This is a genomic window from Actinoplanes sp. NPDC089786 (assembly GCF_040684855.1).
Taxonomy (GTDB): Bacteria; Actinomycetota; Actinomycetes; order Mycobacteriales; family Micromonosporaceae; genus Actinoplanes.
In genome coordinates this window covers 1,596,835-1,613,936 of record NZ_JBFBGU010000001.1, presented here as the reverse complement: position 1 = coordinate 1,613,936, position 17,102 = coordinate 1,596,835, and the positions used below count along the sequence as shown (strand labels likewise).

Below are 17,102 nucleotides of genomic sequence, written 5' to 3'. Positions count from 1 at the left end.
CCGAAACTAGCTCCCGACCAGGGTTTGCACGGTAACACCGCGAGGCGCGACCGACCGGTCGGCGACCGTCAGGCGGCGAGCACCGGCCGCCCGGCGCGGTACCGGCGGGACGCGGCCTCGGCCAGCGCGGCGAAGACGCGGAGGTCGCCGGTGCGCTCCGGGTGCCATTGCACGCCCAGCGCGAAGTACCGGTCCGGGTCCTCGATGATCTCGATCACCTGGTCGTCCGGGCACCAGCCGGTCGGGGTGAACGTGCCGGGGTCGTTGATGCCCTGGTGGTGGAACGAGTTCACGGTGAGGCGCTCGCCGAGCAGGGCCGCGGCCTGGGAGCCGGGCTTGGTCACGACGTCGTGCCGGCCGTAGGCGGACGCGTCGGCGGCCAGCGGGTCGGTGCCCGGGGAGGCGCGGTGGCGGTCGTGGCCGATCACGTCGGGCAGGTGTTGGTGCAGGGAGCCGCCCGAGGCCACGGCCATCACCTGGAGGCCGCGGCACACGCCGAGGATCGGCAGGTCACGGTCGAGCGCGGCCTTCATCAGCATCAGCTCGGAGGTGTCCCGGGCCTCGTCGATGTCGGCGGCCGGGTGCAGCTCCTCGTTCCAGTGGGCCGGGTCGATGTCGCCGCCGCCGGAGAACATGATGCCGTCCAGCGAGTCGAGCACGTCGGTGCCGGGGTCGTCCGGGGTGATCAGCACGGCGCGGCCGCCGGTGGCGTGCACCGCCTTGACGTAGGTCATCGGGAGCATCCCGGCCTGCAGATCGTTGTTGCCGTACTTCACCTGCTGTGCGTACGCGGTGAGTCCGATCAGGGGCCTGACCATGTTCCTCCTTCGCATTCCTCAGGGGCGGGCCGCGTCGACCAGGGCGCCGAACAGCCGCTTGTCCCGGTGTACTTCGGGATGCCACTGGACGCCGAGCACGAACCGGCGGGCCGGGTCTTCGACCGCCTCGGGCAGACCGTCCTCGGCCCGGCCGGTGACCAGCAGCGATCCGGGATCGGCCACGCCCTGGTGGTGATAGCAGTCGATCTCGAGGTCGTCGCCCATCAGGCCGGCGATCCGGCTGCCGGCGGTGAGCGTCACGGCGTGGGTGCCGTAGACGGCCGGCGCCGGCCGGTGTTTCTCGTGGCCGAGCACGTCGGGCAGGTGTTGATGAAGCGTCCCGCCGGCGGCCACCACGAGCACCTGCATGCCCCGGCACACGCCGAGGATCGGCAGGTCGGCCTCGAGGGCGGCGCGGGTGAGCGGCAACTCTGCCGCGTCCCGGTCGGTGCGGGCGACGGTGAGCGGTTCGGCCTCGGCGCCGTAGAGCGCCGGGTCGAGGTCGGCTCCGCCGGAGAGCACCAACCCATCCAGCGTACGCAGAAAGTCGACGTCCGCGTCGTCCGGCGGCAACAGCACGGCCCGTCCACCCGCCAGGGTGACCGCCTCCACGTAGGCGTGCGGCAGCAGCGTCGTGGGCAGGTCTTGCCACACGCCCCAGGCGGCGGGTTCGACATAGGTGGTGATGCCGATGATCGGGCGGCGCATAACCCCCACGTTACGGATCACTCGTTACCGATCAAGTGCCACGCGGGGAGGAAAAACGGAACGCGGCGCCTCCCCGGAATCCGGAGGGCGCCGCGCACCGGGCCCATCGGCCCGCCCACGCGGCGCCTCTGGGCACACACGAGCGGGGATGTGACCCCTGCATCCATTACATCGGACGTGCACAAACTCTGCCCAGGGTTCACAGGTGTTAAACACCCGACTTGCTACAGAGGCGTCACGTACGCCCCGGTGATGCCGCCGTCCACCACGAACTGGTTGGCCGTCATGAAGCTGGCGTCGTCGCTGGCCAGGAAGGCGACCGCGGCGGCGATCTCGGCGGGCTCGGCGAACCGGCCCATCGGGACGTGCACCAGCCGGCGGGCGGCCCGCTCCGGATCCTTGGCGAACAGCTCCATCAGCAGCGGCGTGGCCACCGGGCCGGGGCACAGCGCGTTCACCCGGATCCCCTCGCGGGCGAACTGCACGCCCAGCTCCCGGGTCATCGCCAGCACGCCACCCTTGCTGGCGGTGTACGCGATCTGCGACGTCGCCGCGCCCAGCAGCGCCACGAACGAGGCGGTGTTGATGATCGAGCCCTTGCCCTGCCGCCGCATGTGCGGGATGGCGAACTTGCACCCGAAGAACACCGACGTGGTGTTGACCTTGAGCACCCGTTCCCAGGCGTCCAGCCCGGTCTCCAGGATCGAGTCGTCGTCCGGCGGCGAGATGCCGGCGTTGTTGAAGACGATGTCCAGCCGCCCGTGCCGCTCGGCCGTGCCGTCCATCAGCGCGCGAACGGACTCCTCGTCGGCCACGTCGACCTGGACGAACTCGCCGCCTACCTCCTCGACCGCCTTTTCTCCCGCGGCAACCGAGATGTCCGCGCAGATGACCTTCGCCTTTTCAAGAGCGAAGCGCCGTGCCGTGGCCAGCCCGATGCCGCTGCCGGCGCCGGTGATCACGGCGACCCGGTCCTGAAGTCGTTCCAAATCAGTCCTCCGTAGCGATGAACACGTTCTTGACGTCGGTGAACGAGAGCAGCGCGTCCGGGCCGAGCTCGCGGCCGAGGCCGGACTGCTTCATGCCGCCGAACGGCGTCCAGTAGCGCACCGACGAGTGCGAGTTGACGCTCAGCGCGCCGGTCTCCACCGCCCGGGACACCCGCAGGGCCCGGCCGACGTCGCGGGTCCAGAGGCTGCCGGACAGGCCGTACTCGGTGTCGTTGGCCAGCCGGACCGCGTCTTCCTCGTCGCGGAACGGCAGCACCGACAGCACCGGGCCGAACACCTCCTCGCGCCAGTGCCGGTCGGCGGTCGAGCGGGCGAGCAGCACGGTCGGCGCGAACCACCAGCCGGGGCCGTCCGGCGAACTGCCCCGGAACGCCACGTCGGCGTCGTCGACGTAGGTCGACACCGAGCGCCGCTGGGTGGCCGAGATCAGCGGTCCCATCTCGGCGCTGGGCAACGCCGGGTCTTCGACCCGGAACGCCCGCACGGCCGGTTCCAGCAGGGCGAGGAACTTGTCGTACACCGACTCCTGGATGAGCAGCCGGGAGCGGGCGCAGCAGTCCTGGCCGGCGTTGTCGAACACGCTCGCCGGCGTGGACGCGGCCGCCTTCTCCAGGTCGGCGTCGGCGAAGACGATGTTGGCGCTCTTGCCGCCGAGCTCGAGCGTCACCCGTTTCACCTGGTCGGCGGCGCCCGCCATGATCGCCTTGCCGACCTCGGTGGAGCCGGTGAAGCACACCTTGCGGACCGCCGGGTGGGTGACGAACCGCTGGCCGACCGTGCTGCCCCGGCCGGTGACGACGGTGAATACGCCCTCCGGCAGGCCGGCCTCCAGGGCCAGCTCGCCGAGCCGCAGCGCGGTCAGCGGGGTCAGTTCGGCCGGCTTGAGCACCACGGTGTTGCCGGCCGCCAGCGCGGGCACGAAACCCCAGCCGGCGATCGGCATCGGGAAGTTCCACGGCACGATCACGCCGACCACGCCCAGCGGCTCGTGGAACGTCACATCCAGGCCGCCGGCCACCGGGATCTGCCGGCCGGACAGCCGCTCGGGCGCGCCCGCGTAGTAGTCGAGCACGTCCCGAACGTTGCCGGCCTCCCACTTCGCGTTCCCGATGGTGTGCCCGGAGTTACGTACCTCCAGATCGGCCAGCTCGTCGATGTGCTGGTCGACCACCGCGGCGAAGCGGCGCAACAACCGGGCCCGGTCGCCGGGGGCGACCTTGCGCCAGGAGACAAAGGCCTTTTGGGCACGCTCGATCGCCGCGTCGGTCTCTTCCACACCCAGGCCGGGTACGGAGGTGAGCACCGCCCCGGTCGAGGGGTTGATCACGTCGGTCAAGTCAGAGCCTTTCGAAGCCGCGCCGCAGCTCCCAATCGGTCACCGCGGCGTCGAATGCGGCCAGTTCGACCGACGCCATGTTGGCATAGTGATCGCGCACGTCAGCACCGAATGCGGCCTCGGACACACTGCCGGCCGACCACAGCAGGGCGGCCTCGCGCAGCGTCGCCGGCACCCGTCCCGCGGTCGCGTCGTCGTACGCGTTCCCGACGAACTCGTCCTCCAGCGGAAGGTCGTTCTCGATGCCGTGCAGCGCCCCCGCGACCAGCGCCGCGATCGCCAGGTAGGGGTTGACGTCGCCGCCCGGCACCCGGTTCTCCACCCGCATGCCCTGGCCGTGCCCGGCGATCCGCAGCGAGCAGGTGCGGTTGTCCACGCCCCAGCGCAGCGCCGTGGGCGCGAACGACCCGGGCGCGTAGCGCTTGTAGGAGTTGATGTTCGGCGCGAAGAGCAGGCTGAACTCGCGCATCGTGGCGAGCAGACCGGCCAGCACCCGCTGCCCGGTCACGCTCAGGTGGGCCGGCCCGTCGCCGAGCATCGCCGACCTCCCGTCCTCGCCGCGCAGCGAGAAGTGGATGTGGCAGGAGTTGCCCTCGCGGGCGTTCGGCTTGGCCATGAAGGTGAGCGCCATGCCCTCCTGGGCGGCGATCTCCTTGGCCCCGTTCTTGTAGATGACGTGGTTGTCGGCGGCCTTGAGCGCCTCGTCGTAGCGGAAGGCGATCTCGTGCTGCCCGAAGTTGCACTCGCCCTTGGCGCTCTCCGGGAGCAGGCCGGCGCCGTACATCTCGTTGCGGATCCGGCGCAGCAGCGGCTCGACCCGCGCGGTGCCCAGCAACGAGTAGTCGACGTTGTACTGGTTCGCCGGGATCAGGTCGCGGTAGTTCTTGTCCGACGCCTGCTCGTAGGAGTCCTTGTAGAGCACAAATTCCAGCTCGGTCCCCGCGTACGCGGTCAGGCCGTGCGCCGCCAGCCGGTCGAGCTGGCGGCGCAGGATCTGACGGGGTGACGCGTAGACCGCTTCGCCGCTCGTGGTCTCGAGGTCGGCGAGGACCATCGCGGTGCCGGGCTGCCACGGGACCGGACGCAGCGTGCTGAAGTCCGGTTTCATCACGAAGTCGCCGTATCCGCTGTTCCACGACGACATCGCGTACCCGTCGACGGTGTTCATGTCCACGTCCACCGCGAGCAGGTAGTTGCAGCCCTCACTGCCGCCCTGTACCACCTCGTCCATGAAGTAGCGGCCGTGCAGGCGCTTGCCCTGCAACCGGCCCTGCATGTCGGTCAGGGCGAGCAGCACCGTGTCGACGCTGCCGTTGTCCACGGCAACATCCAGGTCCTCGAGGTTCATCTTCGGTCGTCCCCCTGTTTACTCGGCGGTCGGCATGGTCTGTTCGCCGTGCGCGGCCTTCTCGATCACGTTCTGCTTGGGGCCGGTGAACCACTTGCGAGCGCTCGCGAACCACCAGATCGTCGCGAAGGCCAGCACCACCGCCACCGCGAAGATCGTGTAGTTGAAGTTGCTCGCGGTGATCGGCCCGGCCACCGGCAGGATGAAGAGGACGCAGATGATTCCTACCCACACGATGGCGATCCAGCCGATCGGCGCGCTCCACTTCCCGAGATTCCAGGGCCCGACCTGGAACTCGGCGCCGAGCATGCGGCGCAGGAACACCGGTCCCACGTAGGCGACGTAGAGGCCGATCACCGCGATCGAGGTGGCCGCCGCGTACGCCGTGGTGTTCACCAGCGACGGCACCACCAGGAGCGTGGACAGGGTCACGCACAGCCAGATCGAGTTCGTCGGCGTGCCGGTGCGCGGGTTGACCTGCTTCCACAGCCGCGAGCCGGGCAGCGCGCCGTCGCGGGCGAACGCGTACGACATCCGGGAGTTCGCCGTGACCGAGGCCATCCCGCAGAACCACTGCGCCACCATGCAGATGAAGAGCAGGAAGGTGCCGAGGTTGTGGCCGGCCGCGTCGATGAAGATCTGCGCGGGCGGCAGGGCGAGCTCGGTGGTCCGCTCCGCGTCGTAGTCCTGGATGGCCCAGGTGATCGCGGTGAGCAGGAAGAAGCCGGCGATCACCGAGACCACCACGGACATCACGATGCCGCGCGGCGCGGCCCGGGCCGCGTCGTGGGTCTCCTCGGCCACGTGGGCCGAGGCGTCGTAGCCGGTGTACGTGTACTGGGCCATCAGCAGACCGACCAGCACCGCGTAGAACGCCGCGCCGCCGAAGGTGAACCCGGTCTCGTTCTTGACCTCGAAGAACACCTCGGAGATCGGCTTGTGCTGGTCGGGCACCACGGCCAGCACGATGACGATGACCGCGACGCCGACCAGGTGCCACCAGGCGCTGACGTCGGACAGCAACCGCACCAGGTTGACGCCGAAGGTGTTCAGCAGCCCGTGCACGATGATGATGACGAGGAAGATCAGGAAGGTCCGGAGCTTGGTGACCTCCATGTCGAAGGTCAGGCTCAGGAAGGCCGACGTGGTGATCGCGGCGCCGAAGTCGATGGCCGCGGTGACCGCGACCTCGCCGAGGAAGTTGAACCAGCCGATGAACCAGGCCCAGGCGGCCTTGTTGCGTTTGGCCAGCGCGGCCGCCCACCAGTAGAGCGCGCCCGCGGTCGGGTAGGCGGAACAGACCTCGGCCATGGCCAGCGCCACGAAGGTGACCATGACGCCGACGAAGAGCCAGCCGAGCGTGATCGCGAGCGGACCGCCGGCGTTCATGGCTATGCCGTACGACGTGATCGCGCCGGCCAGGATGCTGATGATCGAGAAGGAAACCGCGAAGTTCGAGAATCCGGACAGCCGGCGATGCAGTTCCTGCTGGTAGCCGAGCTGGGCGAGGCGTTCTTCGTCGGTGCTGGGGACTTGTTGCGTACTCATGTGTCTCCCTCAGCCAGGGGGTCGACTGTGACGCAAGCCACGGCCGTGCCGTGATGATCTCCCCGTGGTGTTACCAGCGTCAATGCGCCGGGTTAATTGCGTTGCCCGGCCGTTCGGCTGACGGCAGACTCGTTGCCATGTCAGGGCCTCAGATAGACGCGATCCTTACGGATGCGGCCCTGCCGGTGTTCTGACGCCGACTTCCGGCGCGGGCCCTCGGCAGGCCCCACGAACACCTTCCCGCGGCGGCGCGGGAGCGCGGTCACCTCTCTCACGACGGCATCGCCGTTATCGGTCACGCCCGCTCCCGCGCTGCTGGAGAAAATCTACAGCGGAGACACTAGAAATCTGTTTGTGACCGGCCTAACATCGGTGGAGTCGGTAACGCACGAACCGACTCGCAACAGGCAAGACGCTGGAGTTGGAGAAGGAGGACGAGATACCACAGCGAAGTGGAAGCGGAACTCGCCACGTCCCCGACCCGACAAGAGGTGATCGCAGCCGATGCCCTTCACTCCGGCCCACCGCTAGCGGCACGCGTGCGGTGAGACGGCCACAGAACTGAAAATCCAGGGCCCCGGTTACCCGCCGGGGCCCTGGAGTGTGCGGATAACCCCTCGATCCCCCGGAAAGGCGCATGAGCAGCAGCTTCGACGACGCGGACTACCCCGCGTACACCATGGGCCGCGCGGCCGAGATGATCGGGGTGACCCCCGCCTTCCTGCGCAGCCTCGGTGCGGCCGGGCTGATCGAGCCCGAACGCTCGGACGGCGGCCACCGCCGCTACTCCCGGCACCAGCTGACGCTGGCCGCACGCGTACGGCAACTGCTCGACGAGGGCGTACAGCTCACGCCGGCCTGCCGGATCGTCACGCTCGAGGACCGGCTCGCCGCCGCCCACCGGACCATCGTCGACCTCGGCGGCATTCTCACCCCCGACGACGACGCCGACGTCCCCACCCACACCCACCAGCCGCAGACCCCCCACGAGTACGACCAGGCCGGGTAGTTTCCAGCGCATGCCCGACGAATGGCAGCGCCCCGGACCCACCCCGCGGCAACGCCGCATCGATCTGTGGATCGCGCTGGGCGTCACGGCCGGCGCGGTGCTCAACGTGGCCATGGCGCGCAGCGCGGGCATGTTCATCTGGCACTTCCAGCCCGGCGCGCCCGAGCACTACGCCTGGGCGGTGGCCATCTCGGTGCCGCTGGTCTGGCGACGGGCCCACCCCACGGCCGTGTTCATCGTGGTGTCCCTGCTCTTCCTGGCCGGCCAGATCCGCGGCGCCCAGGAGACCCAGTTCGCCGGTGGCGTCCTGTTCGCGTCGATGTACGCGCTCGGCGCCTGGGGCCGCGATCGCCAGGTCGCCCGCTGGACCCGGATCATCGTGATCACCGGGATGCTCGGCTGGGTCCTGGTCTCCTGGCTGCTCTCGCTGGACATGCTCGACCGGGTGACCGACGGCCGCGGCCCGTTCACCCCGACCTTCGCCACGCTGGTCAACCTGCTCCTGGTCAACGTCGGGATCTTCGCCGGGGCGTACCTCGCCGGCGAGGGCACCTGGCTGGCCGCCCGCCGCCAGCACCAGCTCGAGGAGCAGGCCGAGCAGCTGCGGACCGCCCAGGAGAAGGCCGAGGAGCGGGCCGTCCTCGGCGAGCGGGTGCGCATCGCGCGGGAACTGCACGACGTGGTCGCCCACCACGTGTCGGTGATGGGCATCCAGGCGTCGGCCGCCCGCAAGGCGCTGGACAAGGATGCCGGCAAGACCCGGGCCGCGCTGACCGCGGTGGAAGAGAGCGCCCGCACCGCCGTGGCCGAGTTGCGGCGGATGCTCGGCGCGCTGCGCGCGGGCGACACCGCGCCGGAGGAGACGCCGTTCACCGCCGCCGGGCTGGACCGGGTCGAGGAACTTCTGGTCCGGGTACGCGAGGCGGGGCTCACCGCCGAGCTGACCACGTACGGTGAGCCGGTGCCGCTGCCCGACTCGGTGACGCAGGTGGCCTACCGGATCGTCCAGGAGGCGCTGACCAACGTGCTCAAACACGCGCACGCGTCCACGGTGGACGTACGCATCCGCTATCTGTCCCGGGAACTGGAGGTCGACGTGGCCGACGACGGCCGGGGGTCCGCGGTGCCGGCGACCGGCGGCATGGGCCTGATCGGCATGCGCGAACGGGTGGCCGTGCACGACGGGTCGATCGAGGCCGGGCCGCGGGCCGACGGGGGCTACCGGGTTCGCGTACGCCTGCCTCTGGAACTGCCCTCGATCCCCGCGCAGCGTTCCGCCGAGCCGGCGGCCCACGCGTGATCCGGGTCCTGCTCGCGGACGACCACCAGATGGTCCGCACCGGCTTCCGGGTGATCCTCGACCTCGAGGACGACATCGAGGTGATCGGCGAGGCCTCGGACGGCGCGCAGGCGATCGACCTGGCCGGCTCGCTGCGGCCGGACGTGGTGCTGATGGACGTCGAGATGCCCGGCACCGACGGGCTGGCCGCGACCCGCCGGATCACCACGCGGGACGGGCCGCGGGTGCTGATCCTGACCACCTTCGACCGGGACGAGTACCTGTTCGAGGCGCTGCAGGCCGGGGCGTCCGGGTTCCTGCTGAAGAACGGCACGCCCGAGGCGCTGACCGAGGCGGTCCGGGTGGTGGCCCGCGGCGACGCCCTGCTCGCGCCCGAGATCACCCGGCGGGTCATCGCCGAGTTCGCCCGGCCGTCCGGTCCCGCGCCCGGCCGCCGGCTGACCGACCTGACCCCGCGCGAGCACGAGGTGCTGGTGCACCTGGCCGGCGGCGCGACCAACGCCGAGATCGCGGCCGCCCTGCACCTCGGCGAGACCACGGTGAAGACCCACGTCAGCCGGGTGCTGATGAAGCTCGGCGCCCGCGACCGGACCCAGGCGGTCGTCTTCGCCTACGAACTGGGGGTGGTCCATCCGGGTCCTCCGCGCGGATGACCCCGGCCGTCGTCCTGCCGCCGGACGCGCCGCCCACCCCTCTTCACTAGCGTTGACCAGCATGACCGATGTTCTGACCGTCGACGCCGTGAGCCGTAGCTTCGGCGATCGACAGGTGCTCAAGGACGTCACTTTCGGGGTGACCGCGGGCCGGCTGACCGGTTTCGTGGGCGCCAACGGGGCCGGCAAGACCACCACGATGCGGATCATCCTGGGCGTGCTCGCCGCCGACCAGGGCGCCGTCTCCTGGCGCGGCGCGCCGCTGGACCGGCCCACCCGGCAGCGGTTCGGCTACATGCCGGAGGAACGCGGCCTCTACCCGAAGATGACCGTCACCGACCAGATCGTCTACCTCGGACAGTTGCACGGCCTGAGCCGCGAGGACGCCCGCCGGCGCACGGCCGCCCTGCTGGAGCGCCTCCAGCTCACCGACCGTGGCGGCGACCAGGTGGAGAAGCTGTCGCTGGGCAACCAGCAGCGGGTGCAGATCGCCGCCGCGCTGGTGCACGACCCCGAGGTGCTGGTGCTCGACGAGCCGTTCAGCGGGCTGGATCCGATCGCCGTCGAGACCGTCGTCGGCGTGCTCCGCGAGCGGGCCGGCGCGGGCGCTCCGGTGCTGTTCTCCAGCCATCAGCTGGAACTGGTCGAACGCCTCTGCGACGACCTGGTGATCATCGCCGACGGGGTGATCCGGGCCGCCGGCAGCCGGGCCGAGCTGCGTTCGTCGTACGCCCTCCCCCGCTTCGCCATCGAGGTGGCCGCCGACGCCGGCTGGCTGCGCGACCAGCCCGGCGTGACGCTGGTCAGCCTGGACGGCCCGAGCGCCGTGTTCGACCTGGACGGCGCCCATGACGACCAGGAGGTGCTTCGGGCCGCCGTGGCCCGCGGCCCGGTCCGCAGCTTCGGTCCGGTGCGGCCGTCGCTGGCCGAGATCTTCCGAGAGGTGGTGACCTCGTGACCACGTTCGAGGCGGCGCGCCTGGTGGCCGCGCGCGAGATCAAGGTCAAACTGCGCGACAAGACCTTCCTCTTCAGTACGGTCTTCTTCCTGCTGATCGCGATCGGCTCGGTGACCCTGCCGATCCTGCTGGACGACGACCCGCAGAACGTGGCCGTCTCGACCAGCGCCACGGCGTCGTCCGAGGCGCTGAGCCGGGCCGGTCTGACCGTGCTGCCGGCGTCGTCGGACGCCGAGGCGACCCGGATGGTGCGGGACGGCGACGCCGACGCGGCCGTGGTCGGCGGCCCGAAGGTGATCGCCCTGGACGAGGCGCCCAGCCCGGTGGTGAAGGCGCTGAGCGAGGCGCCGCCGGTCGAGCTGCTGGAGCCGAGCGACCGCGACCCGGCGGTGGAGTTCCTGGTCCCGTTCGTCCTGGCCTTCATCTTCTTCACCACGTCGCTGACCTTCGGCCTGCAGATCGCGCAGAGCGTCACCGAGGAGAAGGCCACCCGCATCGTCGAGATCCTGGTCGCCAGCATCCCGGCGCGGGCCATGCTGGCCGGCAAGGTGGCCGCGATGAGCCTGCTCGCGTTCGGTCAGATCGCCCTGATCACCCTGGTCGCCTTCGCCGGCATGCAGCTCGCCGGGGTGGACACGACCATCGTGTCGCTGATCGCGCCGGCGATCGGCTGGTTCCTGCCGTTCTTCATCGTGGGCTTCATCATGCTGGCCACCCTGTGGGCCGGCGCCGGCGCCCTGGCCGCCCGTCAGGAGGATCTGGCCGGCGTCTCGGCACCGCTGCAGATGATCGTGATGATCCCGTTCTTCCTGACCATCTTCCTGTCCGACAACGCCCTGGCGATGAAGGTGCTGTCCTACATCCCGTTGAGCGCCCCGCTGGCCATGCCGGTCCGGGCCTTCACCGGCGACCTGGCGGCCTGGGAACCCTTCGTCTCCCTGGCCCTTCTGGCGCTCACCGCGCTGGCCACGCTCGGCATCGGCGCCCGGCTCTACGAGGGCTCCCTGCTGCGCACGAACGGCCGCACCTCGTTCGCCACCGCGTGGCGCAGCCGCTCCCTGATCAACTGACCGCCGCCCCGGCGACGGCCGGTTGCGGTCACGCCCCTCGGCGGGCGTGACCGCTGCTGGTTGACTGGGGTGATGGACGAACTGCCGGAGCGGCTCGCGCGGGTGGCCGCCAAGCTGCGTGACGCGGCCGCCCAGCCCGGTGAGCCGGTGATGTTCGGGGCGAGCAGTCACGGTTTCCGGCTGGGCCCGCCGCTGAGCGACGACGCGGTCGCCGAGTTCGAGCGGGGCCACGGCGGCGTCGAGCTACCGGCCGACTATCGCGCCTTCATCACGACCATCGGTCACGGCGGCCCGGGACCATATGGTGGCGCCGGCCCCTACTACGGGCTGCACCCCCTCGACGACTGGTTCCACGGCTACCTCAACCTGTCCGATGCCTTCCTGCTGGCCCGGCCCTTCCCGGTCGAACCGGGCCACGTGCCCGACGACTGGGACGTGGACGACATCTATCAGGAACCCTTCCGCGGCACGCTCGCCCTGAGCGACGAAGGATGCGGCTTCATGTCGCTGCTCGTGGTCAGCGGGCCGGCCCGCGGCCGCGTCGTCGGCAACAACGACGAGACCGGGCCGACCTTCACCGGCGACCCGGACTTCCTGTCCTGGTACGAGCGCTGGCTGGACGCGGTCCTGGCCGGGCGCGAGCACTTCCGCTGAGGCCGGTCGTCGAGGTCAGGCGCCAAGGGCGGTGACCAGGGCGAGCTTGGCGGCGGTGTCACCGGACTCCCACTCGGGCGTCGCGATCAGGGCCTGCACCGGCACGCGGATGCCGTGGTCGGCGTAGGCCTGGATCTTGTCCCGGCACTCGGCCGGCGACCCGTGCACGATCAGGTCGTCGACCACCTGGTCCGGGATCGCCGCCAGCGCGCCCTTGCGGTCCCCGGCCCGCCACGCCGTCCACATGCCCGCCAGGGCCGGCCCGCGCCCGAGCCACTTCTGGAACTCGGCGTACGCCGGCACGTTCAGATAGGACGTGATCATGCGCCGCCCCACGTTGCGCGCATAGGCGCGGTCGGCCGTCGGGCAGACGAAGATCCGCGCCACCACGTCGAAGTCGGCCGCGGCGGCGCCCTTGGTCTCGGCCAGCGCGGTCGGCACGTCGGTGGCCGCCAGCCAGTTCATGATCACGCCGTCCGCCTCGGCCGCGGCCAGCCGGAGCATGCCCGGGCGCAACGCCGCCAGCAACACCTGCGGCGGGGTCGCCGGCGGACGCTCGAGCCGGAATCGGCGTACCGCGAAGGTCTCGAACTCGCGGTCGACCATCTCCCCGGCCAGCGCCGGACGCAGGAAGCCCAGCATGTCGCGGCTCCGGGCGACCGGCTTGGTGAAGGGTACGGAGTTCCAGTCGCCGACCACGACCGGCGACGAAGCGCCGATGCCGAGCTGGAAGCGCCCCGGCGCGGTCTCGGCGAGCGCGGCCGCGGTCATCGCCAGCAGCCCCGGCCCCCGGGTGAAGACCGGCGCGATCGCCGTGCCCAGCCGCAGCGTCGGCGCCCAGGCCGCGGCCAGCGTGAGCGGCGTGAACGCGTCGGAGCCGGCCACCTCGGACGTCCACGCGTCGGTGAACCCGGCGTCGACCAGGGCCTTGAACACCTCGGCGTGCTCGGACAGCGGGATCCCGCCGAGCGGAACGGTCATACCCCAGCGCTTGGCCATGGCGCTGATCCTAGGCGTGGCCCTTCGCCGGAGCTGTGAAGTTCTTCACTGGGAGCCCGGGCCGCGATGCGGGTAGGTTTTTGTACTGACCAGTCAGTGCAATTAGGAGCCCGTCATGTCAGTGCTCGTCGCCGAGGGTGCCGGCGTCCGCCATCACCGCCGCTGGGTCGTCCGCGGCCTCGACGCGGTGGTCGAGCCGGGCGACCTGGTCGCGCTCACCGGCCCGCCCGGCAGCGGCCGCACCACCGCGCTCCTCGCCCTGGCCGGTCGCTTCAGGCTCACCGAAGGCAAGATCCACACCCCGCCGGGTACGCCTCCGTCAGCCCGCGAAACCCCCGCCACCGACGAGACCGAGCCGATCGACAAGGCCGAGCCGGTCGACGAGACCGAGGCGCCTCCGCCACCGACGCGGCGCGGCGTGTCTCTCGGTCACGTCGCCGGGGTCACCGATCCCGAGCCGACCGCGACCGTCGCCGACCACGTCCGGGAGCGCCTCGCCCTGCTGGGCCGGCCCCGGCGCAGGGGTGTTGCCTATAGGTGCGCAGAGCTGCTCTGCGCACCTATAGGCAACACCGACCTCGAAGCCGTCCCGCTTCTCGGCCTCCCACCCGGGCTCCGCGGTCGCGAGCTCAGCCCGTACCAGAAACAGCTCCTGGGTCTGGTTCTTGCCCTGGTCGAGAACCCGGCGGTCGTCGCGCTCGACGACTGGGACCTCGGCCTCGACGACGCCGAGCGGGCCGACCTGCTGCAGACCCTCACCGACCTCACCGCCGAAGCCCTCGCCGTGATCATCACCGCCCGCACCCATCCGCACGCCGCCACCCGCGTGATCGAGCTCGGAATCCCGGCATGAGCGCGCTCACCCTGGCCGGCCTGGAGCTGCGACGCTTCTTCCGCGGCCGGCTCACCGCCGCCGCCATCGTCGTGCTCGCCGTGATCCCGCTGCTCTACGGGGCGCTGTACCTCTACGCGTTCTGGGACCCGTACGGCCGGCTCAACCACATCCCGGCCGCCCTGGTCGTCGAGGACCGTCCCGCGACGGCGACCGACGGCACGAGCGTGCACGCGGGCCGGGACCTCGCCGCCGAACTCGAGCGGCGGCAGATCTTCGACTGGCACGTGACCGACGAGCGCGGCGCCGAGCGGGGCCTGAACGACGGCGAGTACCACATCGCTCTGCGCATTCCGGCCGACTTCTCGGCCGACCTGGTCACCGGCCCCGACCAGGACGCCGAGCCCACCGCCGCGCAGCTGCACGTGGTGACCGACGACGCGACCAACTACCTGTCCGGCGTCTTCTCCCGCACCGCGTTCAGCGAGGTGCGCGCGGCCGCGGCCGCCTCGGCGTCGGCCGGCTACTTCGACCGGATGCTGGTCGGCTTCACCGACCTCAAGCAGCAGACCGAGCAGGCCGCCGACGGCGCCGGGCAGCTGCGCGACGGCGCCCACGACGCGTCGGCCGGCGCCGACCGGCTGGCCGACGGTCTGGGCACCGCGGCCGACGGCGCCGGGCAGCTCGACCGCGGGCTCGGCACGGCGCGGAAGGGCGCGAGCGACCTGGCCGCGGGCTTGGACCAGCTCAAGGCCGGCACCCGGCAACTCGCTGACGGCACCGCACGGGCCGCGAACGGCGGGCAGCAGCTGAAGACCGCGGTCGACGACGCCGCCGACCGCATCGGGCCGGTGCTGCGGGACAACACCGCCCTGATCCAGACGGCCGCCCGGCAGGTCGCCGCCGGCGCCGACGCGCTGGCCGACAACCTCGGCGCCCTCGACGCCGGGTTGCGGAAGGCCGAGGACGACGCCGAGACGCTGAGCGACTACCTGGACGGCCTGCCCGACACGACCGAGGGCATCGACGACGCCCGGGCGACCGCACGCCAGCTCGTGGCCACCGCGAAGGAGCTCCGGTCGCAGAACGCCGACCTGGCCCAGCTCCAGAAGCGGTTGCGGGCCCTGGCCGCCACCGCCGACCGGGTGGCCGCGGCGGCACCGCATCTGGCCGACGACGTGGCGGCCGCGCGGACCCGGGTGGACGCCCTGGCCGACGGCCTGTCCGACCTCGCCGCCGGCGCCGACCGGGTCGATGCCGGCGCGACCAGTGCCGCCGTCGGCGCACACCGGCTCAGCGGCGGCATCTACCGCCTGGCCACCGGCGCCCGGCAGCTCGACGACGGCCTGACCACGCTCGACCAGGGCGGTCGCAAGCTCGCCGCCGGGCTGGGCGACCTGGAGGGTGGCGCCGCACGGCTGGCCACCGGCCTGACCGACGGCGCCAAGCAGATTCCCGGCTACGACGACGCCGCCGAACGCTCGGAGGTGCTCGGCGACCCGGTCGCGCTCGATCGCGTCACCCGTCATCCGGCGGCCACCTACGGCGTCGGCTTCGCACCGTACTTCCTGGCCCTGGCCCTCTGGGTCGGCGCGATGATCACCTTCATGGTGCTGAAGCCGCTGAACCGCCGGCACGTCGCCTCGCGCGCGCCCACCCCGCGCATCGTGCTGGCCGGCCTCCTGCCCGCCGTGGCGATCGGCTTCGCCCAGGCCACCCTCCTGTTCGGGGTGGTCTGCCTGGGGCTGGGGCTGAACCCGGTGCACCCGTGGGCGATGTTAGGGCTGCTGATGCTGGCCGCCGCCGTGTTCGCCGCGATCATGCAGCTGCTCGGCGCCGCGCTCGGCCCCGCCGGCCGGATCGTCGCCCTGGTCCTGCTGATGCTCCAGCTCACGTCCTCCGGCGGCACCTATCCGGTGCAGACCACGCCGTGGTTCTTCCAGGCGGTCCACCCGCTGCTGCCGATGACGTACGCGGTGAGCGCGCTGCGCCACGCCATCGACGGCGGCGCGGCCGGTACCGTGATGACCGGCGCGCTGGCGTTGCTGGGCTACGGCGCGGGCGCCCTGATCCTGACCGTGCTGGTGGCCCACCGCGGCCGGCGGCTGACCCCGTCCGCGCTGCATCCTTCGCTGGTGATCTGAGGGGACGACGTGACGGTCGACGGGCGCACTAAACGGCGTACCGACACCCGGCAGAAGCTCTTCGAGGCGGCCGTGGAGCTGATCGCCGAGCAGGGCTTCTCGGCCACCACGGTCGACGACATCGCGCTGCGGGCCAAGGTCGCCAAGGGCACCGTCTACTACAACTTCGCCTCCAAGACCGCCCTCTTCGAGGAACTCCTCCGGCACGGGATCGGCCTGCTGACCGACGAGTTCCGCGCGGCCGTGGCCGGCAAGCCCGCCCGCGAGGCGGTGGCGGCGCTGGTGCACGCCCAGCTCGACTACATCCGCCGCTACCGGGCCTTCGCCCAGCTGCTGCTCTCCGAGATGTGGCGCACCAACCGCGAGTGGCAGCAGACCCTGATCCTGCTCCGCGAACAGGCGATCGGCGTGATCGCCGAGACCTTCCAGGCCGGCGTCGACTCCGGCGACCTGCCCGCCGACCTCGACGTCCGGGTAGCGTCCTCGGCCCTGTTCGGCGTGGGCCTGGTCGTGGCCGTCGACTGGCTGGTCTTCTCCCCCGAGCGCCCGATCGACGACGTCGAGGCGTCCTTGCTGGCCATCGTCCGCCGCGTCGGCTGACCGACCTGTGGACAGCCACCCAAACCTGTCGTACCCATGCCCTACTTTCCACCCACCCAGTTCCGGGGCGGGGGCGGCGGCGGAAGGCCAAGATCAACTCTTTTTTCCGCATCCG

Annotated in this window: 16 protein-coding genes; 9 read left to right on the top strand and 7 right to left on the bottom strand. The window is 71.2% G+C overall.

The window, feature by feature from the left end; genetic code table 11:
* Positions 1-68: 68 nt before the first annotated feature.
* From AB0O15_RS07825 to AB0O15_RS07800, 6 genes are all read right to left on the bottom strand, one after another.
* Entirely contained in the window at positions 69-818 is a 750-nt protein-coding gene (locus tag AB0O15_RS07825; protein ID WP_364315467.1) for a gamma-glutamyl-gamma-aminobutyrate hydrolase family protein, read from the bottom strand.
* Positions 819-836: 18 nt separating this feature from the next.
* Positions 837-1,526: a gamma-glutamyl-gamma-aminobutyrate hydrolase family protein gene (locus tag AB0O15_RS07820; RefSeq protein ID WP_364315465.1), complete on the bottom strand. Its 690-nt coding sequence runs from the start codon at positions 1,524-1,526 to the stop codon at positions 837-839.
* 224 nt (positions 1,527-1,750) lie between these two features.
* Positions 1,751-2,515 carry a 3-oxoacyl-ACP reductase gene (locus tag AB0O15_RS07815; protein WP_364315462.1) on the bottom strand — a complete coding sequence of 255 codons (765 nt, stop codon included), beginning with the start codon at positions 2,513-2,515 and terminating at the stop codon, positions 1,751-1,753.
* Position 2,516: 1 nt separating this feature from the next.
* Complete coding sequence (locus AB0O15_RS07810; protein WP_364315459.1) at positions 2,517-3,872, bottom strand: aldehyde dehydrogenase family protein; 1,356 nt, start codon at positions 3,870-3,872, stop codon at positions 2,517-2,519.
* Between the two features lies 1 nt (position 3,873).
* Positions 3,874-5,220, bottom strand: a complete 1,347-nt coding sequence (locus AB0O15_RS07805; protein ID WP_364315456.1) for a glutamine synthetase family protein — start codon at positions 5,218-5,220, stop codon at positions 3,874-3,876.
* Positions 5,221-5,238: 18 nt separating this feature from the next.
* On the bottom strand, positions 5,239-6,768 hold the full coding sequence (locus tag AB0O15_RS07800) for an amino acid permease (protein ID WP_364315455.1): 1,530 nt from the start codon (positions 6,766-6,768) through the stop codon (positions 5,239-5,241).
* Between the two features lie 637 nt (positions 6,769-7,405).
* Here AB0O15_RS07800 and AB0O15_RS07795 point away from each other — a divergent pair.
* From AB0O15_RS07795 to AB0O15_RS07770, 6 genes are all read left to right on the top strand, one after another.
* Positions 7,406-7,777 (top strand): MerR family transcriptional regulator, encoded by a 372-nt coding sequence (locus tag AB0O15_RS07795; protein WP_364315452.1) that lies wholly within the window; start codon positions 7,406-7,408, stop codon positions 7,775-7,777.
* A gap of 10 nt (positions 7,778-7,787) precedes the next feature.
* Positions 7,788-9,077: a sensor histidine kinase gene (locus AB0O15_RS07790; RefSeq protein WP_364315450.1), complete on the top strand. Its 1,290-nt coding sequence runs from the start codon at positions 7,788-7,790 to the stop codon at positions 9,075-9,077.
* Positions 9,074-9,730: a response regulator transcription factor gene (locus AB0O15_RS07785; protein WP_364315447.1), complete on the top strand. Its 657-nt coding sequence runs from the start codon at positions 9,074-9,076 to the stop codon at positions 9,728-9,730. The genes AB0O15_RS07790 and AB0O15_RS07785 overlap by 4 nt, the downstream gene beginning before the upstream one ends.
* 61 nt (positions 9,731-9,791) lie before the next feature.
* A complete protein-coding gene (locus AB0O15_RS07780) occupies positions 9,792-10,688 on the top strand; it encodes an ATP-binding cassette domain-containing protein (RefSeq protein WP_364315445.1) in 897 nt (298 codons plus the stop codon).
* Complete coding sequence (locus AB0O15_RS07775) at positions 10,685-11,758, top strand: ABC transporter permease (RefSeq protein WP_364315442.1); 1,074 nt, start codon at positions 10,685-10,687, stop codon at positions 11,756-11,758. Before AB0O15_RS07780 ends, AB0O15_RS07775 begins: the two co-directional genes overlap by 4 nt.
* Positions 11,759-11,830: 72 nt before the next feature.
* Complete coding sequence (locus AB0O15_RS07770; protein WP_364315439.1) at positions 11,831-12,412, top strand: SMI1/KNR4 family protein; 582 nt, start codon at positions 11,831-11,833, stop codon at positions 12,410-12,412.
* A 15-nt stretch (positions 12,413-12,427) separates the two neighbouring features.
* On the opposite strand, the gene AB0O15_RS07765 is transcribed toward AB0O15_RS07770, so the two are convergent.
* Positions 12,428-13,393, bottom strand: a complete 966-nt coding sequence (locus AB0O15_RS07765; protein WP_364317125.1) for an LLM class F420-dependent oxidoreductase — start codon at positions 13,391-13,393, stop codon at positions 12,428-12,430.
* Between the two features lie 133 nt (positions 13,394-13,526).
* Here AB0O15_RS07765 and AB0O15_RS07760 point away from each other — a divergent pair, with 133 nt between their 5' ends.
* The 3 genes from AB0O15_RS07760 to AB0O15_RS07750 are packed head-to-tail and all read left to right on the top strand — an operon-like array spanning position 13,527 to position 16,987.
* Positions 13,527-14,264, top strand: coding sequence for an ATP-binding cassette domain-containing protein (locus AB0O15_RS07760; protein WP_364315437.1), 738 nt, complete (start codon positions 13,527-13,529; stop codon positions 14,262-14,264).
* Positions 14,261-16,387, top strand: coding sequence for a YhgE/Pip domain-containing protein (locus tag AB0O15_RS07755; RefSeq protein ID WP_364315435.1), 2,127 nt, complete (start codon positions 14,261-14,263; stop codon positions 16,385-16,387). The genes AB0O15_RS07760 and AB0O15_RS07755 overlap by 4 nt, the downstream gene beginning before the upstream one ends.
* Before the next feature lie 9 nt (positions 16,388-16,396).
* Positions 16,397-16,987, top strand: coding sequence for a TetR family transcriptional regulator (locus tag AB0O15_RS07750; protein ID WP_364315433.1), 591 nt, complete (start codon positions 16,397-16,399; stop codon positions 16,985-16,987).
* The last annotated feature ends 115 nt before the right edge of the window (positions 16,988-17,102 follow it).

Bases quoted from the DNA above. Each gene is read 5' to 3' on its own strand.
- AB0O15_RS07805 (WP_364315456.1), bottom strand. From the start codon at position 5,220: ATGAACCTCGAGGACCTGGATGTTGCCGTGGACAACGGCAGCGTCGAC.
- AB0O15_RS07790 (WP_364315450.1), top strand. From the start codon at position 7,788: ATGCCCGACGAATGGCAGCGCCCCGGACCCACCCCGCGGCAACGCCGC.
- AB0O15_RS07770 (WP_364315439.1), top strand. From the start codon at position 11,831: ATGGACGAACTGCCGGAGCGGCTCGCGCGGGTGGCCGCCAAGCTGCGT.
- AB0O15_RS07780 (WP_364315445.1), top strand. From the start codon at position 9,792: ATGACCGATGTTCTGACCGTCGACGCCGTGAGCCGTAGCTTCGGCGAT.
- AB0O15_RS07825 (WP_364315467.1), bottom strand. From the start codon at position 818: ATGGTCAGGCCCCTGATCGGACTCACCGCGTACGCACAGCAGGTGAAG.
- AB0O15_RS07820 (WP_364315465.1), bottom strand. From the start codon at position 1,526: ATGCGCCGCCCGATCATCGGCATCACCACCTATGTCGAACCCGCCGCC.
- AB0O15_RS07795 (WP_364315452.1), top strand. From the start codon at position 7,406: ATGAGCAGCAGCTTCGACGACGCGGACTACCCCGCGTACACCATGGGC.
- AB0O15_RS07800 (WP_364315455.1), bottom strand. From the start codon at position 6,768: ATGAGTACGCAACAAGTCCCCAGCACCGACGAAGAACGCCTCGCCCAG.
- AB0O15_RS07765 (WP_364317125.1), bottom strand. From the start codon at position 13,393: ATGACCGTTCCGCTCGGCGGGATCCCGCTGTCCGAGCACGCCGAGGTG.
- AB0O15_RS07760 (WP_364315437.1), top strand. From the start codon at position 13,527: ATGTCAGTGCTCGTCGCCGAGGGTGCCGGCGTCCGCCATCACCGCCGC.
- AB0O15_RS07755 (WP_364315435.1), top strand. From the start codon at position 14,261: ATGAGCGCGCTCACCCTGGCCGGCCTGGAGCTGCGACGCTTCTTCCGC.